At 61.4% G+C, this 18,710-nt stretch carries 17 protein-coding genes; 6 read left to right on the top strand and 11 right to left on the bottom strand.

Annotation, left to right across the window (positions count from 1 at the left end; genetic code table 11):
- The first annotated feature begins 26 nt into the window (after positions 1-26).
- Positions 27-935, top strand: a complete 909-nt coding sequence (ygfZ, locus tag G5168_RS19375; protein ID WP_421252596.1) for a tRNA-modifying protein YgfZ — start codon at positions 27-29, stop codon at positions 933-935.
- 6 nt (positions 936-941) lie between these two features.
- On the opposite strand, the gene G5168_RS19380 is transcribed toward ygfZ, so the two are convergent.
- On the bottom strand, positions 942-1,823 hold the full coding sequence (locus G5168_RS19380) for a LysR family transcriptional regulator (RefSeq protein WP_042080104.1): 882 nt from the start codon (positions 1,821-1,823) through the stop codon (positions 942-944).
- A 125-nt stretch (positions 1,824-1,948) separates the two neighbouring features.
- On the opposite strand from G5168_RS19380, the gene G5168_RS19385 reads away from it, so the two are divergent.
- Entirely contained in the window at positions 1,949-2,395 is a 447-nt protein-coding gene (locus G5168_RS19385; protein WP_047436069.1) for a PACE efflux transporter, read from the top strand.
- 162 nt (positions 2,396-2,557) lie between these two features.
- On the opposite strand, the gene G5168_RS19390 is transcribed toward G5168_RS19385, so the two are convergent.
- On the bottom strand, positions 2,558-2,914 hold the full coding sequence (locus G5168_RS19390) for a hypothetical protein (RefSeq protein ID WP_069529227.1): 357 nt from the start codon (positions 2,912-2,914) through the stop codon (positions 2,558-2,560).
- Positions 2,915-3,158: 244 nt separating this feature from the next.
- Between G5168_RS19390 and cutA the strand changes: the two genes are divergently transcribed.
- From cutA to G5168_RS19410, 4 genes are all read left to right on the top strand, one after another.
- A complete protein-coding gene (cutA, locus tag G5168_RS19395; RefSeq protein WP_069556185.1) occupies positions 3,159-3,476 on the top strand; it encodes a divalent-cation tolerance protein CutA in 318 nt (105 codons plus the stop codon).
- Complete coding sequence (locus tag G5168_RS19400) at positions 3,473-5,272, top strand: protein-disulfide reductase DsbD (RefSeq protein ID WP_421252597.1); 1,800 nt, start codon at positions 3,473-3,475, stop codon at positions 5,270-5,272. The genes cutA and G5168_RS19400 overlap by 4 nt, the downstream gene beginning before the upstream one ends.
- Positions 5,262-5,753 carry a GNAT family N-acetyltransferase gene (locus G5168_RS19405; RefSeq protein WP_421252598.1) on the top strand — a complete coding sequence of 164 codons (492 nt, stop codon included), beginning with the start codon at positions 5,262-5,264 and terminating at the stop codon, positions 5,751-5,753. The genes G5168_RS19400 and G5168_RS19405 overlap by 11 nt, the downstream gene beginning before the upstream one ends.
- Before the next feature lie 70 nt (positions 5,754-5,823).
- Positions 5,824-6,237 carry a hypothetical protein gene (locus tag G5168_RS19410; protein ID WP_159157563.1) on the top strand — a complete coding sequence of 138 codons (414 nt, stop codon included), beginning with the start codon at positions 5,824-5,826 and terminating at the stop codon, positions 6,235-6,237.
- A gap of 63 nt (positions 6,238-6,300) precedes the next feature.
- Here G5168_RS19410 and G5168_RS19415 read toward each other — a convergent pair whose 3' ends face one another.
- The 9 genes from G5168_RS19415 to putA all read right to left on the bottom strand — a co-directional run bounded on the left by G5168_RS19415 (position 6,301) and on the right by putA (position 18,555).
- Positions 6,301-6,888: a hypothetical protein gene (locus G5168_RS19415; RefSeq protein WP_421252599.1), complete on the bottom strand. Its 588-nt coding sequence runs from the start codon at positions 6,886-6,888 to the stop codon at positions 6,301-6,303.
- Positions 6,889-7,125: 237 nt separating this feature from the next.
- Positions 7,126-8,430 (bottom strand): NAD(P)/FAD-dependent oxidoreductase, encoded by a 1,305-nt coding sequence (locus G5168_RS19420; RefSeq protein WP_421252600.1) that lies wholly within the window; start codon positions 8,428-8,430, stop codon positions 7,126-7,128.
- Positions 8,431-8,589: 159 nt separating this feature from the next.
- Positions 8,590-9,669, bottom strand: coding sequence for a class II fructose-bisphosphate aldolase (gene fbaA / locus G5168_RS19425; RefSeq protein ID WP_005340963.1), 1,080 nt, complete (start codon positions 9,667-9,669; stop codon positions 8,590-8,592).
- A 115-nt stretch (positions 9,670-9,784) separates the two neighbouring features.
- Positions 9,785-10,948 carry a phosphoglycerate kinase gene (locus G5168_RS19430; protein ID WP_139461850.1) on the bottom strand — a complete coding sequence of 388 codons (1,164 nt, stop codon included), beginning with the start codon at positions 10,946-10,948 and terminating at the stop codon, positions 9,785-9,787.
- Positions 10,949-11,009: 61 nt separating this feature from the next.
- Positions 11,010-12,020 carry an erythrose-4-phosphate dehydrogenase gene (gene epd, locus G5168_RS19435; protein ID WP_124928631.1) on the bottom strand — a complete coding sequence of 337 codons (1,011 nt, stop codon included), beginning with the start codon at positions 12,018-12,020 and terminating at the stop codon, positions 11,010-11,012.
- Positions 12,021-12,100: 80 nt separating this feature from the next.
- Positions 12,101-13,030: an ROK family protein gene (locus G5168_RS19440; protein WP_421252601.1), complete on the bottom strand. Its 930-nt coding sequence runs from the start codon at positions 13,028-13,030 to the stop codon at positions 12,101-12,103.
- Between the two features lie 109 nt (positions 13,031-13,139).
- Complete coding sequence (hemE, locus tag G5168_RS19445; protein WP_005335440.1) at positions 13,140-14,207, bottom strand: uroporphyrinogen decarboxylase; 1,068 nt, start codon at positions 14,205-14,207, stop codon at positions 13,140-13,142.
- Positions 14,208-14,389: 182 nt separating this feature from the next.
- Positions 14,390-15,169 (bottom strand): NAD(+) diphosphatase, encoded by a 780-nt coding sequence (gene nudC / locus G5168_RS19450; protein ID WP_421173172.1) that lies wholly within the window; start codon positions 15,167-15,169, stop codon positions 14,390-14,392.
- Positions 15,170-15,390: 221 nt separating this feature from the next.
- Positions 15,391-18,555 carry a bifunctional proline dehydrogenase/L-glutamate gamma-semialdehyde dehydrogenase PutA gene (gene putA / locus G5168_RS19455; RefSeq protein ID WP_421173173.1) on the bottom strand — a complete coding sequence of 1,055 codons (3,165 nt, stop codon included), beginning with the start codon at positions 18,553-18,555 and terminating at the stop codon, positions 15,391-15,393.
- Positions 18,556-18,710: the final 155 nt, after the last annotated feature.

An 18,710-nucleotide genomic window follows, 5' to 3' on the forward strand; every position in this document is an offset into this window, starting at 1 on the left:
ACATACTTTCTCTCTGGAATACCATCGTGAGCCTGCAACCACCTGTTTTTCCTGCCGAGCCGACCCGCTTCCCCCTGACCAAGCTGGCCATCACCCGTATCAGCGGCCAGGATCGCGCCAAATATCTGCAAGGTCAGGTCACCTGTGATGTCAACGCCCTGCAACCGGGGCAACAGACCCCGGGTGGCCACTGTGATCCCAAGGGCAAGCTGTGGAGCAATTTCCGCCTGCTCTGCCTCGACGACAGTCTGCTGCTGCTGACCAGCCCCTCTGTACTGGAGCGTCAGTTGCCGGAGCTGAAGAAATTTGCCGTCTTCTCCAAGGTCGAGATCGCCGCCGATGAGCGTCACGCCACCGGGATCGCCGGTACGGGCAGCGATGGCTGGATCTCTGCCCAGTTCGGCCTTGAGCAGAGCGGTCTGATCGACGGCGGCATGGCGGTGAAGATTGAACAGGATCGCTGGCTGCTGGTGAGCAATCAGCAAGCCGACGCCCTGCCGCAAGGTGACGAGTCACTCTGGTGGGGGCTCGAGATCAAGGCGGGCCTGCCACACATGGAAGCGGTGCATCAAGGGGAGTTCATCCCGCAGATGCTCAACCTGCAGGCACTGGACGGCATCAGCTTCAACAAGGGCTGCTACATGGGGCAAGAGACGGTGGCCCGCGCCAAGTATCGCGGCGCCAACAACCGCGCCCTGTTCCTGCTGGCGGGCACTACCGGCGAGCAGGTCGCCAGCGGCGATACCCTTGAGCTGCAACTGGGTGACAACTGGCGCCGCAGCGGCATGGTGCTCAACGCCTGGCAACAGGCCGGGCAGGTGTGGCTCACCGCCGTACTGCCGAAAGATACCGAGGCTGACGCCCAATTCCGCCTCAAGCAGGACGAAGGCTCCCGCCTCACCCTGCAACCCCTGCCTTACGCCCTGACCGAGTAAGGTCGGCTAGCGAGGCACCCGCGCCAGCAGTGCCTCCTTCAGCCAGCGCCCCGCCTGCCCCAGCGGGCGGGCGCGATGCCACTGCAGCTCCAGCGCCAGCGCGTGGCTGGCGATAAAGTCCGGCTCCAGCACCACAACTTCACCCCGCTTCAGCGGTTGATGCAGCAGAAATTCCGGAATGGCGGACCAGCCAAGGCCCCGCTTGACCAGCTCCAGCACCCCGAGATCCCCCTCGACCCACCACACCTGAGCCGAGATGCGAAAACGCTGACGCTCGCTCCCTTCCCGTCGGCCGGTCACCATCAGCTGGCGTGCCCCCTGCAGATCGACCTCCCGCAGCGGCTGCTTGCGGGCCAGCGGATGATCCGGTGACACCACCAGCGGCATGGTCACCTCCCCCAGCGAACGGGCGACAATCTCCCGCTGGGGATGCACCTTCTGATAACTGATGCCGAGCTGGGCCCGGCCGGTCACCAGCATCTCGGTCACATCCTCCATCAGCGGGAAGAGCAGCTCCAGCTCCACGGTCGGGTAACGAGTGGCGAACTCCTCCAGCAGGGTGCCGAGCCAGGGGAGGTGGGAGTCATCATCGATGGCCAGAGTGAGGCGCGTCTCCACCCCGGCCGCCAGCTCCCCAGCAATGGACTGCAACCGTTCACTCTGCGCCAGCAGGATCCCCGCCTCCTGCACCATGCGGGCCCCCGCCTCCGTCAGTTGCGGATAGCGGCCGCTGCGGTCAAACAGGGTGAGCGCCAGATCGATCTCCAGATTGGCGATGGCGCTGCTCACCACCGACTGCGCCTTGCCCAGCTTGCGGGCGGCAGCGGAAAACGAGCCGGTTTCGGCGGCCGCCAGCAAGATCCTCAGTTGTTCCAGTGATGGTGTCATCTTATGGCCCTCCGGCAAGCTCTCTCATCCATCTATTTTAGCGATGGATACCAACATGAATCTATCGCTAAAGTTCTATAGATTAACCTGCAATTCGTGAATGAACCTGATTGAGAGAGTGACTTATGCGTACCCGTAACGATCGCCTGCGCCATGCCATTGGCTTTGAATTCATTGGCCTGCTGATTGCCGCCCCGCTGGCCAGCTGGGTTACCGGGGTCGGGCTCAACCATATGGGCCCGCTGGCACTGTTCTTCTCGGTGCTGGCCACCGTCTGGAACTACATCTACAACATCGGGGTCGACAAGCTGCTGCTCAAATATCAGGGCCATACCCACAAAACCCTGTGGCAACGGGTGCTGCATACCTTCGGCTTTGAGGGCGGTCTGCTGATCGTCGCGCTGCCGGTCATGTCCTGGTGGCTGAGCGTCAGCCTGCTGGAGGCGCTGGTGCTGGATCTGGGCTTCGTCGTCTTCTACCTGATCTATGCCTTCGTCTACAACTGGGGCTATGACAAGGTGTTCCCCATCCCCCGCGAAGTGCCGCACGGCATGCCACAAGAGGCGCGCTAAGGCACGAACCAGTTGGATTGAAACCGAGAAGTGAAGGTCAACAAGGGAAGGCAACAAAAGAAACGACACGGCCCCATCATGGCAGACATGATGGGGCCGCAAGAGGGCTCAGCGCTGGCAGGCCGGCTGATTCAGAGGTAAGGATTCAGGCCTGCCCGTCGCTCAAGCCTGGGCCTTGAGCTCTTCGCCGCTCTCGTCAGTTGCGACAGCCTCTTCAGGCTGCGCCTGAGCGGCCTGCAGCGCTTCCAGCTCGCTCTGATAATCGCTCAGGATCTGCTGGGCAACCGCCATATCTCCCTTGTGTTTGCGCTCGAACAGATGGTGCTGCACCACGCCGTTGAGATACTCCACCGTGATGGGCTGCTCCAGGGTGGCCATCAGCTCCTCTTTCTCCAGCTCGGCATTGATTTCATCGGCGGTCGTGCGCAGCAGCCCGGCCAATTGAACCAACATGCGGCGCTCACCTTCGCGCAGCAGGCTCAACATGCGGTTTCTCTGCTGCTCATTCTGTTGGGTCATACATTTCCTTACGTCAATTGGGAACAAGCCCGCTCATTCTGCCCTGTCCCCATGACAGCGTCTATCTCATGCCCCCCACAAATTTTTGGCGCTGGCTCACAAATGGCTACAGATGCTATTTGAAGCGCCTCTGGGGTATAGTAGCCGCTGATTTTCGGGCGCTTTTTTCACCTTCATCCGCAGACAGGGATGAGACGGCAAGGGCGCCTGCCCGGTTTACCCCAACGAGGTGAAGATCCGCTTTATGACCGACGCCATTGTGGTGCTCTGCACCTGCCCAGATCAAACCAGTGCCGACCTTCTCTGCGAACAGCTGCTGAACCAGCGGCTGGCCGCCTGCATCAATCAACTGCCGGGCGTCACCTCCGTCTATCGTTGGCAAGGCAAGGTGGAGCGCGCCACCGAGATCCAGCTCATCATCAAATCCCGTCAGTCGCGCTTTGCCGAGCTGCAGGCATGTATTCAAGCCAATCACCCCTATGAGGTGCCCGAGCTGCTGGCCCTGCCGGTGAGCGCCGGACTACCCGCCTATCTCGACTGGCTCAATGGGGAGACCTCATGACATTCAACCGCTTGCTCTCTCCCCTGTTGCTGCTCTGTGCCCTGCTGATGACAGCGGTGGGCAGCGCCCCTGCCCACGCCAGCGGCGCCGATCTGCTCAGCTCGCTGGGCATTGAGGCCAATGCCAAACCCAAATTTTTGCAGGTCGATGAGGCCTTTCAGATCGAGAGCGAACAGCGTGGCGATCAGTTGCTGCTGACCCTTCACATCGCCGACGCCTACTACCTCTATCGCCATAGCCTGCGCTTCAAGGGGAACAACCTCACCTTCAGCGAGCCGCCCCTGCCAGAAGGCACCGAGCACGAGGATGACTTCTTCGGCAAGACCCGGGTCTACTACCAGCAGGTGAGCATCGCGGTGCCGCTAAAGGAGGTGGGGGAAAATGCCACCCTGCGGGTGCGCTATCAGGGCTGTACCGACGGCCTCTGCTATCCGCCAACTGACAAGCTGATCGATGTGGCCCCGCTGGTCACGGCAACCACAGCGTCCACTGCTGAAACGGCACAAAGCGTCGCACCGGTTAGCCAGCAGGATCAGCTGGCCGCCGCCCTCGGCCATCAGGGGTTCTGGCTCAGCATCGTCGCCTTCTTCGCGCTGGGGCTGGGGCTCGCCTTCACCCCCTGCGTCTTCCCCATGTATCCCATTCTGACCGGCATCATCGCCGGTGCCGGCCATCGCCTCTCCACCAGTCGCGCCTTCCTGCTCTCCTTTGTCTATGTGCAGGGGATGGCGGTCACCTACACCCTGCTGGGGCTGGTAGTGGCCTCGGCAGGGCTGAAATTCCAGGCGGCGCTGCAACACCCCTATGTGCTGATCGGCCTCTCGGTGATGTTCGTGCTGCTGGCCCTCTCCATGTTCGGACTCTATACCCTGCAACTGCCGAGCAGTTTGCAAACCCGGCTCTCCGGCCTCTCCAACCGCCAGCAGGGGGGCTCAGTAGTCGGGGTCGCTATCATGGGAATGATCTCCGGGCTGGTCTGCTCACCCTGCACCACGGCGCCGCTCTCGGGGGCACTGATCTACGTGGCCCAGAGCGGCAATCTCTGGCTCGGCGGGGCGGCGCTCTATGCGCTCTCACTGGGGATGGGTCTGCCGCTGCTGCTGCTCGGCACCTCGGGTGGCAAGCTGCTGCCCAAGGCGGGCGCCTGGATGGATGTGATCAAGCAGCTGTTTGGCTTCGCCCTGCTGGCAGTGCCGATCCTGCTGCTGTCACGGCTCTGGAGCGATCAGATTGCTACTCTCGCCTGGCTCGGCTGGGGGCTGCTGCTGTGCGGCTACCTCTATCATCACAACCAGCACCAGCCCCACTCGGTGGCCAAAAGCGTGCGTGGCTTCGTGCTGTTGCTGGCGATGATCAGCGCCGTGGTAGTGGGCAAGGATCTGCTGCAACCAGCCCCCCCTGCTGCCGCCACGGCGGATGCCAGTCAAACGGCGCCGCAGTTTATCCGCATCAAGACGCTGGATGATCTCAAGGTGCAGCTGGCCGCCGCCCGCGGCAAGCCGGTGCTGCTCGACATCTACGCCGACTGGTGCGTCGCCTGCAAGGAGTTCGAGCACAAGACCTTCAGCGATCCCACGGTGAGGGAGCGCTTCGGCCAGATGGTGCTGCTGCAGGCGGATGTTACCGCCAACGACGATGCCGATATCGAGCTGCTCAACGGCCTCAATGTGCTGGGGCTGCCGACCCTCATCTTCTTCGACCGCGAGGGCAAGGAGCTGACAGGGCAGCGGGTCACCGGCTTTATGGGGCCTATCCCCTTTGCCAAACATCTCGAGATGGTAAGTGATGCACACTGAGTTGCGTCGGCTGCAGACAAGCGATGCACCTGCCTTGCAGCGGCTGTTCGAGCAGGCCCCCTCCTATCAGGCGGCGGTGAGCAATGACCCTCTCTCTGCACAGGCAGGAGAAGAGGAACTTGTCGCCTGCCCACCCGGCCTGCCTCTCTCCGACAAACATCTCATCGGCCGCTGGGAGCAGGGAGAACTCACCGCTGTCATTGATCTGCTGCGCGGCTACCCCAATCCAGACACCGCCTATCTGGGTCTGTTACTGGTGGGGAAACCCTGGCAAGGGAGTGGCCGTGGTCAGTCGCTCTATCTTCACGCCTGCACGATGGCAAGCTCATGGGGGGCTACCCGGCTTCGCCTGTCAGTGATTGCCAGCAATGAGAGTGCTCTATCCTTCTGGCTGCGCAGAGGCTTCATCGAGTGCTATCGCCGCGAGCTGGCTGGTTATCGGGCCGAGGCCATCGTGCTGGAACGTTCACTGGAACCGTGAGCCGAGGTTTGCCGCCGCGCATTCGCGTGGCACAATCGCCCCTCTCGTTTTGCACTTGTCCGGAGTTTTGATGAAAAAGTGGTTCATCCCCCTGCTAGCCCTCTGGCTTTATGGCTGCAGTGCAGGGCCCGGTGAAGAGGATATCCGCCAGCAGGTCACCGCCAAGCTACTGGCCGAGACAGACGCCAACCTGTTCGATATCAGCGACTTCACCATCCTCGGCAAGGAGGAGCGGATGGAGGGGGTCTATCTGGTCAAGGTGAGTTACCAGCTCCACTTCAAGCAGGGGCTCGATCAGTTGCAGGTGTTGCACGACGAGGATCTGGTCTACGACCGGGTTGGCCCCTTCCAGCAGGAGATGGGGCTGATGGAGCTCGAGCGCAAATATGGCGAGTTCGAGGCGGGCCAGGTGCTGCCGCAAGAGGCCGAGGTGTGGATGATGAAGGGCGAACAGGGCTGGCGACTGGCTGAACCGGCGCAATAAAGGGCTGCCCGCCCCTTACTCTCTGCAAGCTCGGCAACGGCAGCTCTGCCGTGGTTGACCAGCTCAGACCAGGGTATCGACCCGATACCCTTTTCGCTCTGCGGGTTCACCCGGCAACTTGCTGACCAACCCCGACAGCACATCCTTGAGGGTGATCCCGCTATCTGCCGCACCGCTGCTCTCCAGCAGCTTGGTCAGCTGGCTCTGCAAGGGGTCAATCGCGTCGTTCTGCCCCCCTTGGCTGCTCTCTTTGTCCTTCCCGCCTGGTTGATCCAGCGTCTCCAGCAGGCGCTCCAGATCCCGCTTGAGCGGGTTCTCGCTGCTGTCATCGATGGCGAGTTTGCGCTGTTCCTGCTCTTGCCGCTGTTGTTGCTGCAATGCCAGCTGTTGCTCCTGCTGCTGTTGCAGGGAGCCCATCATGGTGTTGATGAACGCTTCCAGCGAATCTCTGATTGAGATGCTGCTCCCGCTGCTATCCTCCCCTTTCGGCGACAACCCGAGCTCATCCAGCACGGCGCCAAGATCGCGCACCAGGCTGTCACTGCCCGTTGATGGCGACGATGCGGCCCTCTCCGATGCCTGCACGGCGGGAGAACCCTGCCGTTGCGCCAGCGGGCTGAGCCCGCCTGACGCGACCACATTTATCTCCATCTTGGCCCTCCTCTCCCCGTCCTCAGCTCTTTCTCGGCAAGTATTCCGGCAAGCAGACACACCCTCGTCCCCTTGGCAGATAACCGCTCTCACACCTAAAAGATAGCGCCAACCGGACGAGATTGGCGCGAATGCATCTTTTGGTCTATCAGGCGGAACGATAGTGCCAACCCGCTATAAACAAGGGCTGGCAAGGGGGCTTAGTTCAGCCATCACTGCGCTGGCTGACAATGGGGGTCAGAAGATATCCTTCATCCGGTGCCACAACATTCCCAGTGCCAGCAGCGGGGAGCGCAGCGCCGGGCCGCCGGGGAAGGTGATATGGGGCACGCTGGCGAAGAGATCGAAACCCCGGCTCTCGCCGCGGATCGCCTCGGCCACCAGCTTGCCCGCCATATGGGTGGCGTTGAGGCCGTGACCCGAATAGGCCTGGGCGTAGAGTACGTTGGGGTATTCCTTCAAGCGGCCAATCTGCGGCAAACGGTTGGCGCCGATCCCGATCATCCCGCCCCACTGAAACTCGATGGCGGTGCCAGCCAGCTCGGGGAAGACTCGCAGCATCTTGGGCAGCATAAAGGCCTTGATATCCTTCGGGTCTCGCCCCGAATAGTTGCAGGCGCCGCCAAACAGCAGACGGCCATCGGCAGAGAGGCGGTAGTAGTCGAGCGCCACATTTTGATCGCACACCGCCATGTTTTGCGGCAGCAAGCGCTGGCGCAAGCGGCGATCCAGTACCTCGGTGGCGAGAATGTAGGAGCCCGCAGGCAGCACCCGCCCTCCCAGCTCCGGATTTAGGTCGTTGAGATAGGCGTTGCAGCCGATCACCAGATAATCGGCGGTGACCCGGCCATGAGCCGTGGTCACCTCTACCTGCTTGCCGTAATCGATATGGGTCACTCTGGAATGTTCAAACAGGGAAACCCCGAGGCTGGCTGCGGCGCGCGCCTCGCCGAGCGCCAGATTGAGGGGATGGAGATGGCCGGAGCCCATGTCGATGAGGCCGCCGATATAGCGATCCGACCCCACCACGGTATGGATATCTTCCCGCGGGACCAGCCTGAGTTCGTGCTCATAGCCCAGACTCGCCAGATGGTCGAGATCTTCCTCGAAGCCGGCCAGATGGCGCTGACGGGTGGCCAGATCACAGTAACCCCAGGTGAGATCGCACTCGATATTGAAACGCTCGACCCGCTCGCGCACCAGCTGCACCGCCTCCAGCCCCATCAGGTCGAGCTCGCGCACCCCATCCTCACCAATCCAGCGGGCAAACTGGCTGGTATCGTGGCCGATACCGCGAATAAGCTGGCCGCCGTTGCGCCCGGAGGCGCCCCAGCCGATGCGGTTGGCCTCCAGCAAGGCGACCTTGTAACCGGCATCAGCCAGATTGATGGCGGTATTGAGACCGGTAAAGCCGCCGCCGATGATGCAGACGTCAGCCTTGTGCTCCCCCTCCAGCTCGGGCCACTGTTGCGGGTCGTTGCGGGTGGCCGCGTAGTAGGAGGCGACGTGCTCCTGATATCCGTTGTGCTTTCCTGCCTGCATGTTCAGCATCCTGCCTTGGTTGCAAATTGTTTAATAAAATAAGCAAAGTTGTTTCGATAATACCCAGTTCCTCCTCCACTCACCAACCGGTGCGGATCACAGAAATGCAAAAGGCGCCCCGAAGGGCGCCTTTTCATGCAATCAAGGTGCTGTAACGAATTACAGTACGTCGATGGCGTTCAGGTCGGAGAATGCTTTCTCCAGACGAGCGATCATGGAAGTCTGACCTTCACGCAGCCATACGCGCGGATCGTAGTACTTCTTGTTCGGCTTGTCGGCGCCTTCCGGGTTGCCCAGCTGGCCTTGCAGGTAAGCTTCGTTCTTCTTGTAGAAGTTCAGCAGACCTTCCCAGGTTGCCCACTGGGTGTCGGTGTCGATGTTCATCTTCACTACGCCGTAGGAGATGGACTCGCGGATCTCTTCCAGAGTGGAACCTGAACCACCGTGGAATACGAAGTCCAGAGACTTGGCTGGAACGCCAAACTTCTCGGAAACGTACTTCTGGGAAGCGTCCAGGATGGACGGGGTCAGCTTGACGTTACCCGGCTTGTATACACCGTGTACGTTGCCGAAGGAGGCAGCGATGGTGAAACGCGGGCTGATCTTGGACAGACGCTCGTAAGCGTAAGCAACATCTTCCGGCTGGGTGTACAGAGCAGACTGATCCATGTGGCTGTTGTCGACGCCGTCTTCTTCGCCACCGGTGCAACCCAGTTCCAGCTCCAGAGTCATGTTCATCTTGGCCATGCGGGTCAGGTACTCGCAGCAGATGTCGATGTTCTCTTCCAGAGACTCTTCGGACAGATCCAGCATGTGGGAGGAGAACAGCGGCTTGCCGGTTTCAGCAAAGTGCTTCTCGCCCGCTTCCAGCAGACCGTCGATCCACGGCAGCAGCTTCTTGGCAGCGTGGTCGGTGTGCAGGATTACCGGCACGCCGTAGGCTTCGGCAACAGCGTGAACGTGCTTGGCACCAGAGATGGCACCCAGGATGGCAGCTTTCTGACCTTCCAGCTTCAGACCCTTACCGGCAGTGAACACGGCACCACCGTTGGAGAACTGAACGATAACCGGCGCTTTAACCTTGGCGGCAGCTTCCAGTACGGCGTTAACGGAGTCGGTACCAACGCAGTTTACGGCCGGCAGAGCAAAGCCGTTCTCTTTAGCGATGGCGAACACTTTCTGAACGTCATCACCAGTGATCACGCCGGGTTTTACGAAGTCGAAAATTTTCTTAGACATGTTTAATCGTCCTGTCTCGTATGCCGTTAATAAAAAATGGGGGGTTCATCATGAACCGGCACAGCGGGCACATGATAAACGAAACGGGAGGCTTTTGCCCCCCGTTCCGGGTCAATTAGGCTTTGGCGCGCTGTTCCAGAATCGCAACAGCCGGCAGTACCTTGCCTTCTACGAACTCCAGGAAGGCGCCGCCGCCAGTGGAGATGTAGGAGACTTTGTCAGCGATGCCGAACTTGTCGATAGCAGCCAGGGTGTCACCACCGCCAGCGATGGAGAAGGCCGGAGAAGCAGCGATGGCTTCAGCGATAACCTTGGTGCCTTCAGCGAACTGGTCGAACTCGAACACACCAACCGGGCCGTTCCACAGGATGGTCTTGGCGTTCATGATGATGTCAGCCAGAGCCTTGGCAGAATCCGGGCCGATGTCGAAGATCATGTCGCCGTCGGTCACATCGTTAACAGACTTGATGGTGGCCGGAGTGGACTCGGAGAACTCGGCACCTACAACCACGTCGGTGGTCACAGGAATGTTGGTCTCGGCAGCCAGTTTCTTGGCGGTGTCGATCAGGTCGTGCTCGCACAGGGACTTGCCGACGTTGTGACCGGCAGCAGCGATGAAGGTGTTGGCGATGCCACCACCGACAACCAGCTGGTCAGCGATTTTGGAGAGGGATTCCAGAACGGTCAGCTTGGTGGAGACCTTGGAGCCGCCAACGATGGCAACCATCGGGCGCTCGGGCTTCAGCATGGCTTTGCCCAAGGCTTCCAGTTCACCCGCCAGCAGCGGACCAGCACAGGCGACCGGAGCGAACTGTGCAACACCGTAGGTGGAACCTTCGGCGCGGTGAGCAGTACCGAACGCATCCATTACAAAGACGTCACACAGGGCGGCGTATTTTTTGGCCAGCTCTTCGGTGTTCTTCTTCTCGCCTTTGTTGAAGCGGCAGTTTTCCAGCACAACCAGCTCACCGGCAGCGACTTCTACGCCATCCAGGTAATCCTTGGCCAGGCGAACCGGGCAGGACAGAGCGTCTTTCAGATAGTTGACAACCGGCAGCAGAGAGAACTCTTCGTTGTACTCGCCTTCGGTCGGACGACCCAGGTGGGAAGTGATCATCAGCTTGGCGCCCTTTTCCAGAGCCAGCTTGATGGTCGGCAGGGTAGCGACGATACGTGCATCGGAGGTGACCTTGCCGTCTTTTACCGGCACGTTCAGGTCAGCACGGATCAGAACGCGTTTGCCCGCCAGATCCAGGTCAGTCATCTTGATAACAGACATATTCAGTCCTCTATATTTTCCAGGTAATGTTAAAAACAGTAACCTTTCGCCCGGGGCAGGCTCAGCCTGCAACCATCATGGCCCGGGTGGTATCCAGCATCCGGTTTGCGAAGCCCCATTCGTTATCGCACCACATCAACATCTTGACGAGGTTGGCATCGCTCACTCGGGTCTGGGTACCATCAATGATGCATGAGTGCGCATCATGATTGAAGTCTACGGAGACCAGCGGTTCTTCCGTGTAATCCAGAATACCGTGTAATGTACCTCTGGATGCCCGTTGCAGGGCTTGATTTACGTCACTAACTGTCACTTTTTTACGAACAGTAATACTCAGATCCATCGCTGTTACATTGATGGTCGGCACCCGCACCGCGATCGCCTCGAACTTGCCGGCGAAGTGGGGCAGGATACGCTCCAGCCCCTTTGCCAGCTTGGTATCCACCGGAATGATGGACTGACTGGCAGCGCGGGTTCGGCGCAAGTCACTGTGGTAGGCATCGATGACTTGCTGATCATGCATGGCCGAATGAATTGTCGTAATAGTACCACAATTTATCTCGAATTCTCGATGCAATGTTTCAATCACCGGTACCACGCAGTTGGTGGTACAGGAGGCGTTGGAGACGATCCGCTCCGCTCCGGTGAGGGTATGATGGTTGACCCCGTAGACCACGGTGGCATCCACATCGGCATCCGCAGGGTGGGAGAAGAGCACCTTGCCCGCCCCCGCCGCCAGATGCAGCTCGGCATCGGCCCGCGAGCCGAATACCCCGGTGCAATCGAGCACCACATCCACCCCCAGCGCCCGCCACGGCAGCTTTGACGGATCCCGCTCGGCAAACAGAGAGATGAGATCCTCCCCCACCAGCATGCTGTTACCCGCCAGTTGCACCGGATGGTGGAAGCGACCGTGACTGGTATCGTAACGGGTCAGGTGCACCATGGCCTCGGGGGCCGCCAGCTCGTTGATGGCGACGATCTTGATGGTCTTGTCGCGCCCGCTCTCGTAGAGGGCTCGCAGTACATTGCGGCCGATCCGTCCGTAACCGTTGATGGCAATCTTGATCATCTGGCAGCCAGTTCCTTACCACAGATTTGCTAGCGCAGGGGCTAGAGAAAAGAGCAGCCGACCGGCTGCCCGGGCCCGGCTCACGACAGCAGGGCATCCTTGAATTCACCGCGGGCCAGCAGGGCCGCCCCGAACACCCCGGCACTGTCACCCAGGGCTGGAGCAATAATGGGGGCACTGAAACGGGGATTAAAGAGGAAGGGCAAAATAGTCTGCCGTCCCACGCTGTAGAGGCTCTGCACGTTACCAACCCCGCCACCGATGACGATCACATCCGGGTCGAGAATGTTGACCACGTTGGCCAGCGCCTGACCAAACAGCAGATGCAGCCGGTCGATGGTGAGCTTGGCCACATGATCGTGAGCCGTGGCGGCCGCGATTTGGGCGAGCGAGAGGTGGCGCTTGGCCTTGGCCTCGTACCAGGCCTCCAGCGCCGGACCGCTGATCAGCGTCTCGACGCAGCCGCGCTTGCCGCAGTAGCACTCGGGGCCATCAGGGGAAAGCACATTGTGGCCCCACTCACCGGCGATGCCGTGATGACCATTGAGAATGCGGCCGTTGATGACGATGCCGGAGCCGACCCCGGTGCCCATGATGATGCCGAACACCACTTTCGCATCGGGATGGTGCTGGCGCACTGCGCCGAGATGGGTTTCTGCCAGCGCGAAGCAGTTGGCGTCGTTGGCGATCAGCACCGGCACGCCCAGCTTGCGCTCCAGATCATCCTTGAACGGCTTGCCGTTGAGCTCGGTGGTGTTGCAGTTCTTCATCAGACCGGTCTGCGGATCCCGCGCCCCCGGCGTGCCCATGCCGATGACGGTCGGGCGTTGACCAATCTTCGCGGCGCACTCAGCTACCAGCTTGGCGATCTGGCCGATCATGTGCTCATAACCGCCAGCCCGCTCGGTGGGGATGCGGTGGCGCAGCAGCACCTCGTCACCATCCAGCACCACGCATTCACACTTGGTACCGCCAAGATCGATACCCCAATCCAGTGACTTGCTGCTCATCTTGCCTCCTGCACTGGCGCCACGTTCTCGTCGTTGCAGCGCCTATTTCAATGTAAAACGGGGCCTGACGGCCCCGGATTTCAAACAAACTCTTCTTCTCTCGCCCCGGCTAGCGACCGTGGTACTGGGCAGAGAGCTCGTGTACCGCGTTGACGAACACGCCGGCGTGTTCCGGGTTCACATCCTGATGGATGCCGTGGCCGAGGTTGAATACGTGGCCATTGCCGTGACCGAAACCGGCCAGAATGGAGGCGACCTCTTCACGGATGCGGGCCGGAGTAGCGTAGAGCATGGAGGGATCCATGTTGCCCTGCAGCGCCACCTTGTCGCCGACCCGGCGCTTGGCGTCGGCAATGTCGGTGGTCCAGTCAAGACCCAACGCATCGCAACCGGTGGCGGCGATCTGCTCCAGCCACTGACCACCGTTCTTGGTGAACAAGGTGACCGGCACGCGGCGACCGTCGTGCTCGCGGATCAGGCCATCAACAATCTTGTGCATGTACTGCAGGGAGAAGTCGCGGTAATCGCGCGGGGTGAGCACGCCGCCCCAGGTGTCGAACACCATGACAGCCTGTGCACCCGCCTTGATCTGGGCGTTGAGGTAGGCAATCACGCTGTCGGCCAGCTTGTCGAGCAGCAGGTGCAGGGTTTGCGGCTCTGCGTACATCATCTGCTTGATCTTGGTGAATGCCTTGGAGCTGCCCCCCTCCACCATGTAGGTGGCCAGGGTCCATGGGCTGCCGGAGAAGCCGATCAGCGGCACTTCGCCCTTGAGCTCGCGGCGGATGGTGCGCACCGCGTTCATCACATAGCCCAGCTCATCTTCCGGATCCGGAATGGGCAGCGCCTGCACGTCGGCCATGGAGGTGATCGGACGCTCGAAACGCGGGCCTTCACCCTGCTCGAAGTAGAGACCCAGCCCCATGGCATCGGGCACGGTCAGGATGTCGGAGAAGAGGATGGCGGCATCGAGCGGGTAGCGGCGCAGCGGCTGCAGGGTGACTTCACAGGCCAGCTCGGCATTGCGGCACAGGGACATGAAATCCCCCGCCTGGGCGCGAGTCGCCTTGTATTCCGGCAGATAGCGGCCAGCCTGGCGCATCATCCATACCGGGGTCATGTCCACGTCCTGACGCAGCAAAGCGCGCAGGTATCGATCGTTCTTCAGCTCTTTCATCCCAGTTCCTGAGTTCGTATCACGCATAAAATGGCGGCCATAATACCACTTTGCCCACCGGATCGGACTGCCCAAAACGTGGCAAATGGGCGCGCGGTTGCAAAGATGTGAAGGGGCGCAAACCAGAGCGCCCCGTTTTTAAAATGAAGTGCAAAAAGATTGGCGAAAAGATAAGCGCTTCGTTACCCCTCGCCCGCCAGCGAACGCTCGATCAGCCGCCGGGCGATGGTGCCGTGGGGCGGCAAACGCGGCAGCCGGTCGGCGGTAAAGAAATCGGCAGCCACCAGTTCGTCATCCTGCACCCGGATTTCGCCGCTCTCGTAGTCGGCGGTAAAGCCCATCATCAGGCTGTGGGGGAAGGGCCAGGGCTGGCTCGCCACATAGCGCACATTGCGCACCCGGATGCCGCTCTCCTCGAACACCTCCCGTGCCACGCACTGCTCGAGATTCTCCCCCGCCTCCACAAACCCGGCCAGTACGGTATACATGGGATCATCCGCCTGATAGTGACGGCGATGGGCCGCCAAGAGGATCTCCGGCCCCTTGCGCACCGCCACGATAATGCAGGGGGAGATACGCGGATAGGCCGTGTGGCCGAGGTGGCACACCTGCGCCCACTCCCCCGCCTTCGGGGTCATGGGGGCGCCGCACTCGCCGCAGAAACGGTGGGTGCGGCGGAAAGTGACGAGCTGCCAGGCACGGCCCGCGAGACGAAACCCCTCTTCATCCCCCGCTACCATCAACTGGCGCAGGGGGGCCATCATAGTCGTGTCGGCCTCAGCCCCCAGATCGAGCAGATAGCAGGGCAGCCCCTGCCACTCATCAAAACGCTCGAAACGGGCACCGGCCAGCGCTGCGGGCAGGCACGCTTTACTTCCCTGTGGCACCTCTCCCTGCTGATCGAGCAGTACCAGATGATCGCCCCCCAGCACGAACCAGCGGGCTTGTTCGGTTAATGACATCAGATAAACACTCTCGTTAAAACAAAACCCTGACCACGGCTGGCCGACCAAGGGGCAAACGCCGCACGAATGGCTCCCATCTTACGACCAGCACGGGTCGCTGACGACCCCGCCGTGGCCGATTGTCCCATTCGTAAAAAACGGATGGTGCAAATAAAGAGGCCGCCCGAAGGCGGCCCGTTGTTATCCGGTATCCCGTATCCGGCCACTATCGACGCGGCTCAGGCATCGCCCATCGCCAGCAGGGAGGCGTTGCCCCCCACCGCAGTGGTGTTGATGGTGCGGGTCTTTTCGGTGACGAAGCGGCTCAGGTAGTGGGGGCCGCCCGCCTTGGGGCCGGTGCCGGAGAGCCCCTGCCCGCCGAACGGCTGCACCCCGACCATGGCGCCGATCTGGTTGCGGTTGATGTAGACGTTGCCCACGTTGATGCGGCTCGCCAGCTCCTCGGCGTGGGATTCGTTGCGGCTGTGGATCCCGAGCGTCAGGCCATAACCGGTACCGTTGATGTCGCTGATCACCTTGTCCAGATCCCGGGTGGCGTAGCGCACCACGTGCAGGATGGGGCCGAACTGCTCCTTGGCCAGCTCCCGGATGGAGCCGATCTCCAGTGCGGTCGGCTGGACGAAGTGCCCTTCCATGGTCGCGGCAGGCATCGGCGCCTGCGCAATCAGGCGAGCGCGCGACATCATGTAGGCGAGGTGAGCATCGAGACCGGCCTTGGCCTCGGCATCGATGACCGGGCCGACGTCGGTGTTGTGCTCGGCCGGGTTGCCCACTTTGAGCTCCTGCATGGCGCCGGTGAGGATCTCCAGTACCCGCTCGGCGATCTCCTCCTGCAGGTAGAGCACCCGCAGGGCCGAACAGCGCTGACCGGCGCTCTGGAAGGCGGCGCTCACCACGTCGCGCACCACCTGCTCCGGCAGGGCTGTGGAGTCAACGATCATGGCGTTCTGACCGCCGGTCTCGGCGATAAGCGGCAGGATGGCGCCATCGCGCTGGGCCAGGGTCATGTTGATGAGCTTGGCGGTCTCGGTGGAGCCGGTGAAGCAGACGCCGCCGATGCGCGGATCCGCCGTCAGCTTGGCGCCGACGGTGGCGCCGTCACCGGGCAGCAGTTGCAGCACCTCGCCCGGAATACCGGCCTGATGGGCCAGAGTCACCGCCAGATGGGCGATAAGGCCGGTCTGCTCGGCAGGCTTGGCGATGACGGTGTTGCCGGTAGCCAGCGCAGCTGCGATTTGCCCGAGGAAAATCGCCAGCGGGAAGTTCCACGGGCTGATGCAGACAAAGACACCACGCCCCTGCAGGAACAGCTCGTTCTGCTCGCCGGTGTAGCCGGGCAGCAGGGTCGCCTGCCCCATCAGGCTGCGGGCCTGCACCGCGTAGTAGCGGCAGAAATCCACCGCTTCACGCACCTCGTCGATGCCATCTTGCAGCAGCTTGCCCGCCTCGCGGGTACAGAGGGAGACAAACTGCTCGCGGTTCGCTTCCAGCAGATCTGCCAGCTTCTCCAGCGCGGCGGCCCGCTCGCTCACCGGGGTTTCGCGCCAGCGCGGGAAGGCAGCGTGGGCAGATGCCAAGGCCTGCTCCACCGCCTGCTCGTCGGCCCAGTGGATCTTGCCGACGGTGAGGCTCACATCCTGCGGGCTCAGCACGGTTCGTGCCTCGCTGCGCTTGAGGGTCTCGCCATCGACGATGGGGCCGGCCAGCCACTGCTTGCTCTCCAGCTCTTTCAAGCGGGCGAAGAAAGGGCGCTGGATGGAGAGGATGTTCATGTTGACGCCGCTGGAGTTCTTGCGGTCGGTGAAGAGGTTCACCGGCTGGGGAATACGGTCGTTGGCAAAGCCGGAGTAGCGCTTGAGGGTGCGCAGCGGGTGCTCGGCCAGCGAGTCCACCGGGGTGTTGGGATCCACCAGCTTGTGAACGAAGGAGGTGTTGGCCCCGTTCTCCAGCAGGCGTCGCACCAGATAGGGCAACAAGTCCTTGTGCGCGCCGACCGGCGCATAGATGCGGCAGTGCAGGCCGGGATTGTCGTTCAGCACCGCGTTGTGCAGCTCCTCCCCCATGCCGTGCAGACGCTGGAATTCAAACTGGCGATCGCCAGCCATCTCCAGAATGCTAACCACGGTATTGGCATTGTGGGTGGCAAACTGGGGGGCGATAAAGCCGCGGGTCGGCTCGCTCAGCAGGTAGCGGGCGCAGGCGAGGTAGGAGATATCGGTGCCCGCCTTGCGGGTAAAGAGCGGGTAGCCGGGCAGGCCCGCCTGCTGGGCATATTTCAGTTCGCTGTCCCAGTAGGCGCCTTTTACCAGTCGCACCGGAATGAGGTCACCCTGCTCGCGGGCCAGCGCGGTGAGCCAGCAGAGTACCGGCAGGGCGCGCTTGGAGTAGGCCTGCACTACCATGCCGAGCTTACCCCAGCCACGGTTGGCATCGGAGCGGTAGAGCTGCTCGAACAGATCCAGCGACAGCTCGAGGCGGTCCATCTCCTCGGCGTCGATGCTGATGGCCACATCCTTGTCGCGGGCCAGACGCACCAGCCCCACCAGCCGCTCGCACATCTCGCCGAGCACCCGTTCGCGGTTGGCCACGTCATAGCGTGGATGGAGTGCCGAGAGCTTGATGGAGATGGAGGGGGCCGGGCCGCCGTCGCTGATCCGCTCGTTGCCGACCGCCTCGATGGCGTTGCGGTAATCGGTCAGATACTTGTCGGCATCCTGCATGGTCAGTGCCGACTCACCCAGCATGTCGTAGGTGTGGGTGTAACCCAGCTCGCGGGATTTGCGGCTCGCCTTGAGCGCCTCTTTCATGTCGCGCCCCAGCACGAACTGCTTGCCCATGATCTTCATGGCGGCGTACATGGCGGAGCGCACCACCGGCTCGCCCAGCTTGTTGACCATGCGCCCCAGCAGGTTGGCCGGGTTGCCGTCGAGCTTCTTGTCCAGCTTGATGATCTTGCCGGTCAGCATCAGCCCCCAGGTGGAGGCGTTGACCAGAGTAGAGTCGCTCTTGCGGAAATGGGAGGACCAGTTGGCGCCGGAGAGCTTGTCCTTGATCAGGGCGTCGGCGGTCTCGGCATCGGGAATGCGCAGCAGCGCCTCGGCCAGACACATCAGGATGATCCCCTCCTGGGTATCGAGGCTGTACTCCTGCAGGAAGGCGTCGATACCGTCACCGGAGCCGCTCTCCTTGCGCACCTTGGTCACCAGAGTACGGGCACGCTGGGTCACCTGCTCCAGCGAGGCGCCATCCCCCGGCAGCATGGCCGACAGTTCGGCCAGATAGGCATTTTCATCCACCACGTAGTTTTGGGTGATGGCTTCGCGCAGGGCGGCCAGATCGGAGGGGATATAGTCAGCGGCAAGCACTTGAGTAGCTTTGAACATATGGGGTCTTCCTGTACGCCCTAGGGCTGATATCGACAAAGGCGGACGCGCCGCCGAAACGCCGATAATGTATACAATATTGCACCCTATATGAAATGAATTTGTTGCCAATCTTTAACAAAGATCGCTCATTCCCCCCATGAACTCCCTTTTGA

Origin of the sequence: Aeromonas sp. 600724 (assembly GCF_049175135.1) — a bacterium.
Lineage (GTDB): Bacteria > Pseudomonadota > Gammaproteobacteria > Enterobacterales > Aeromonadaceae > Aeromonas > Aeromonas veronii_A.

Excerpts from the sequence above, each read along its gene's own strand:
- G5168_RS19430 (WP_139461850.1), bottom strand. The coding sequence starts at position 10,948 with ATGTCTGTTATCAAGATGACTGACCTGGATCTGGCGGGCAAACGCGTT.
- G5168_RS19415 (WP_421252599.1), bottom strand. The coding sequence starts at position 6,888 with ATGGAGATAAATGTGGTCGCGTCAGGCGGGCTCAGCCCGCTGGCGCAA.
- G5168_RS19405 (WP_421252598.1), top strand. The coding sequence starts at position 5,262 with ATGCACACTGAGTTGCGTCGGCTGCAGACAAGCGATGCACCTGCCTTG.
- hemE (WP_005335440.1), bottom strand. The coding sequence starts at position 14,207 with ATGAAAGAGCTGAAGAACGATCGATACCTGCGCGCTTTGCTGCGTCAG.
- putA (WP_421173173.1), bottom strand. The coding sequence starts at position 18,555 with ATGTTCAAAGCTACTCAAGTGCTTGCCGCTGACTATATCCCCTCCGAT.
- cutA (WP_069556185.1), top strand. The coding sequence starts at position 3,159 with ATGACCGACGCCATTGTGGTGCTCTGCACCTGCCCAGATCAAACCAGT.
- nudC (WP_421173172.1), bottom strand. The coding sequence starts at position 15,169 with ATGTCATTAACCGAACAAGCCCGCTGGTTCGTGCTGGGGGGCGATCAT.
- G5168_RS19390 (WP_069529227.1), bottom strand. The coding sequence starts at position 2,914 with ATGACCCAACAGAATGAGCAGCAGAGAAACCGCATGTTGAGCCTGCTG.
- G5168_RS19380 (WP_042080104.1), bottom strand. The coding sequence starts at position 1,823 with ATGACACCATCACTGGAACAACTGAGGATCTTGCTGGCGGCCGCCGAA.
- G5168_RS19385 (WP_047436069.1), top strand. The coding sequence starts at position 1,949 with ATGCGTACCCGTAACGATCGCCTGCGCCATGCCATTGGCTTTGAATTC.
- epd (WP_124928631.1), bottom strand. The coding sequence starts at position 12,020 with ATGATCAAGATTGCCATCAACGGTTACGGACGGATCGGCCGCAATGTA.
- fbaA (WP_005340963.1), bottom strand. The coding sequence starts at position 9,669 with ATGTCTAAGAAAATTTTCGACTTCGTAAAACCCGGCGTGATCACTGGT.
- G5168_RS19400 (WP_421252597.1), top strand. The coding sequence starts at position 3,473 with ATGACATTCAACCGCTTGCTCTCTCCCCTGTTGCTGCTCTGTGCCCTG.
- G5168_RS19410 (WP_159157563.1), top strand. The coding sequence starts at position 5,824 with ATGAAAAAGTGGTTCATCCCCCTGCTAGCCCTCTGGCTTTATGGCTGC.
- G5168_RS19420 (WP_421252600.1), bottom strand. The coding sequence starts at position 8,430 with ATGCAGGCAGGAAAGCACAACGGATATCAGGAGCACGTCGCCTCCTAC.
- G5168_RS19440 (WP_421252601.1), bottom strand. The coding sequence starts at position 13,030 with ATGAGCAGCAAGTCACTGGATTGGGGTATCGATCTTGGCGGTACCAAG.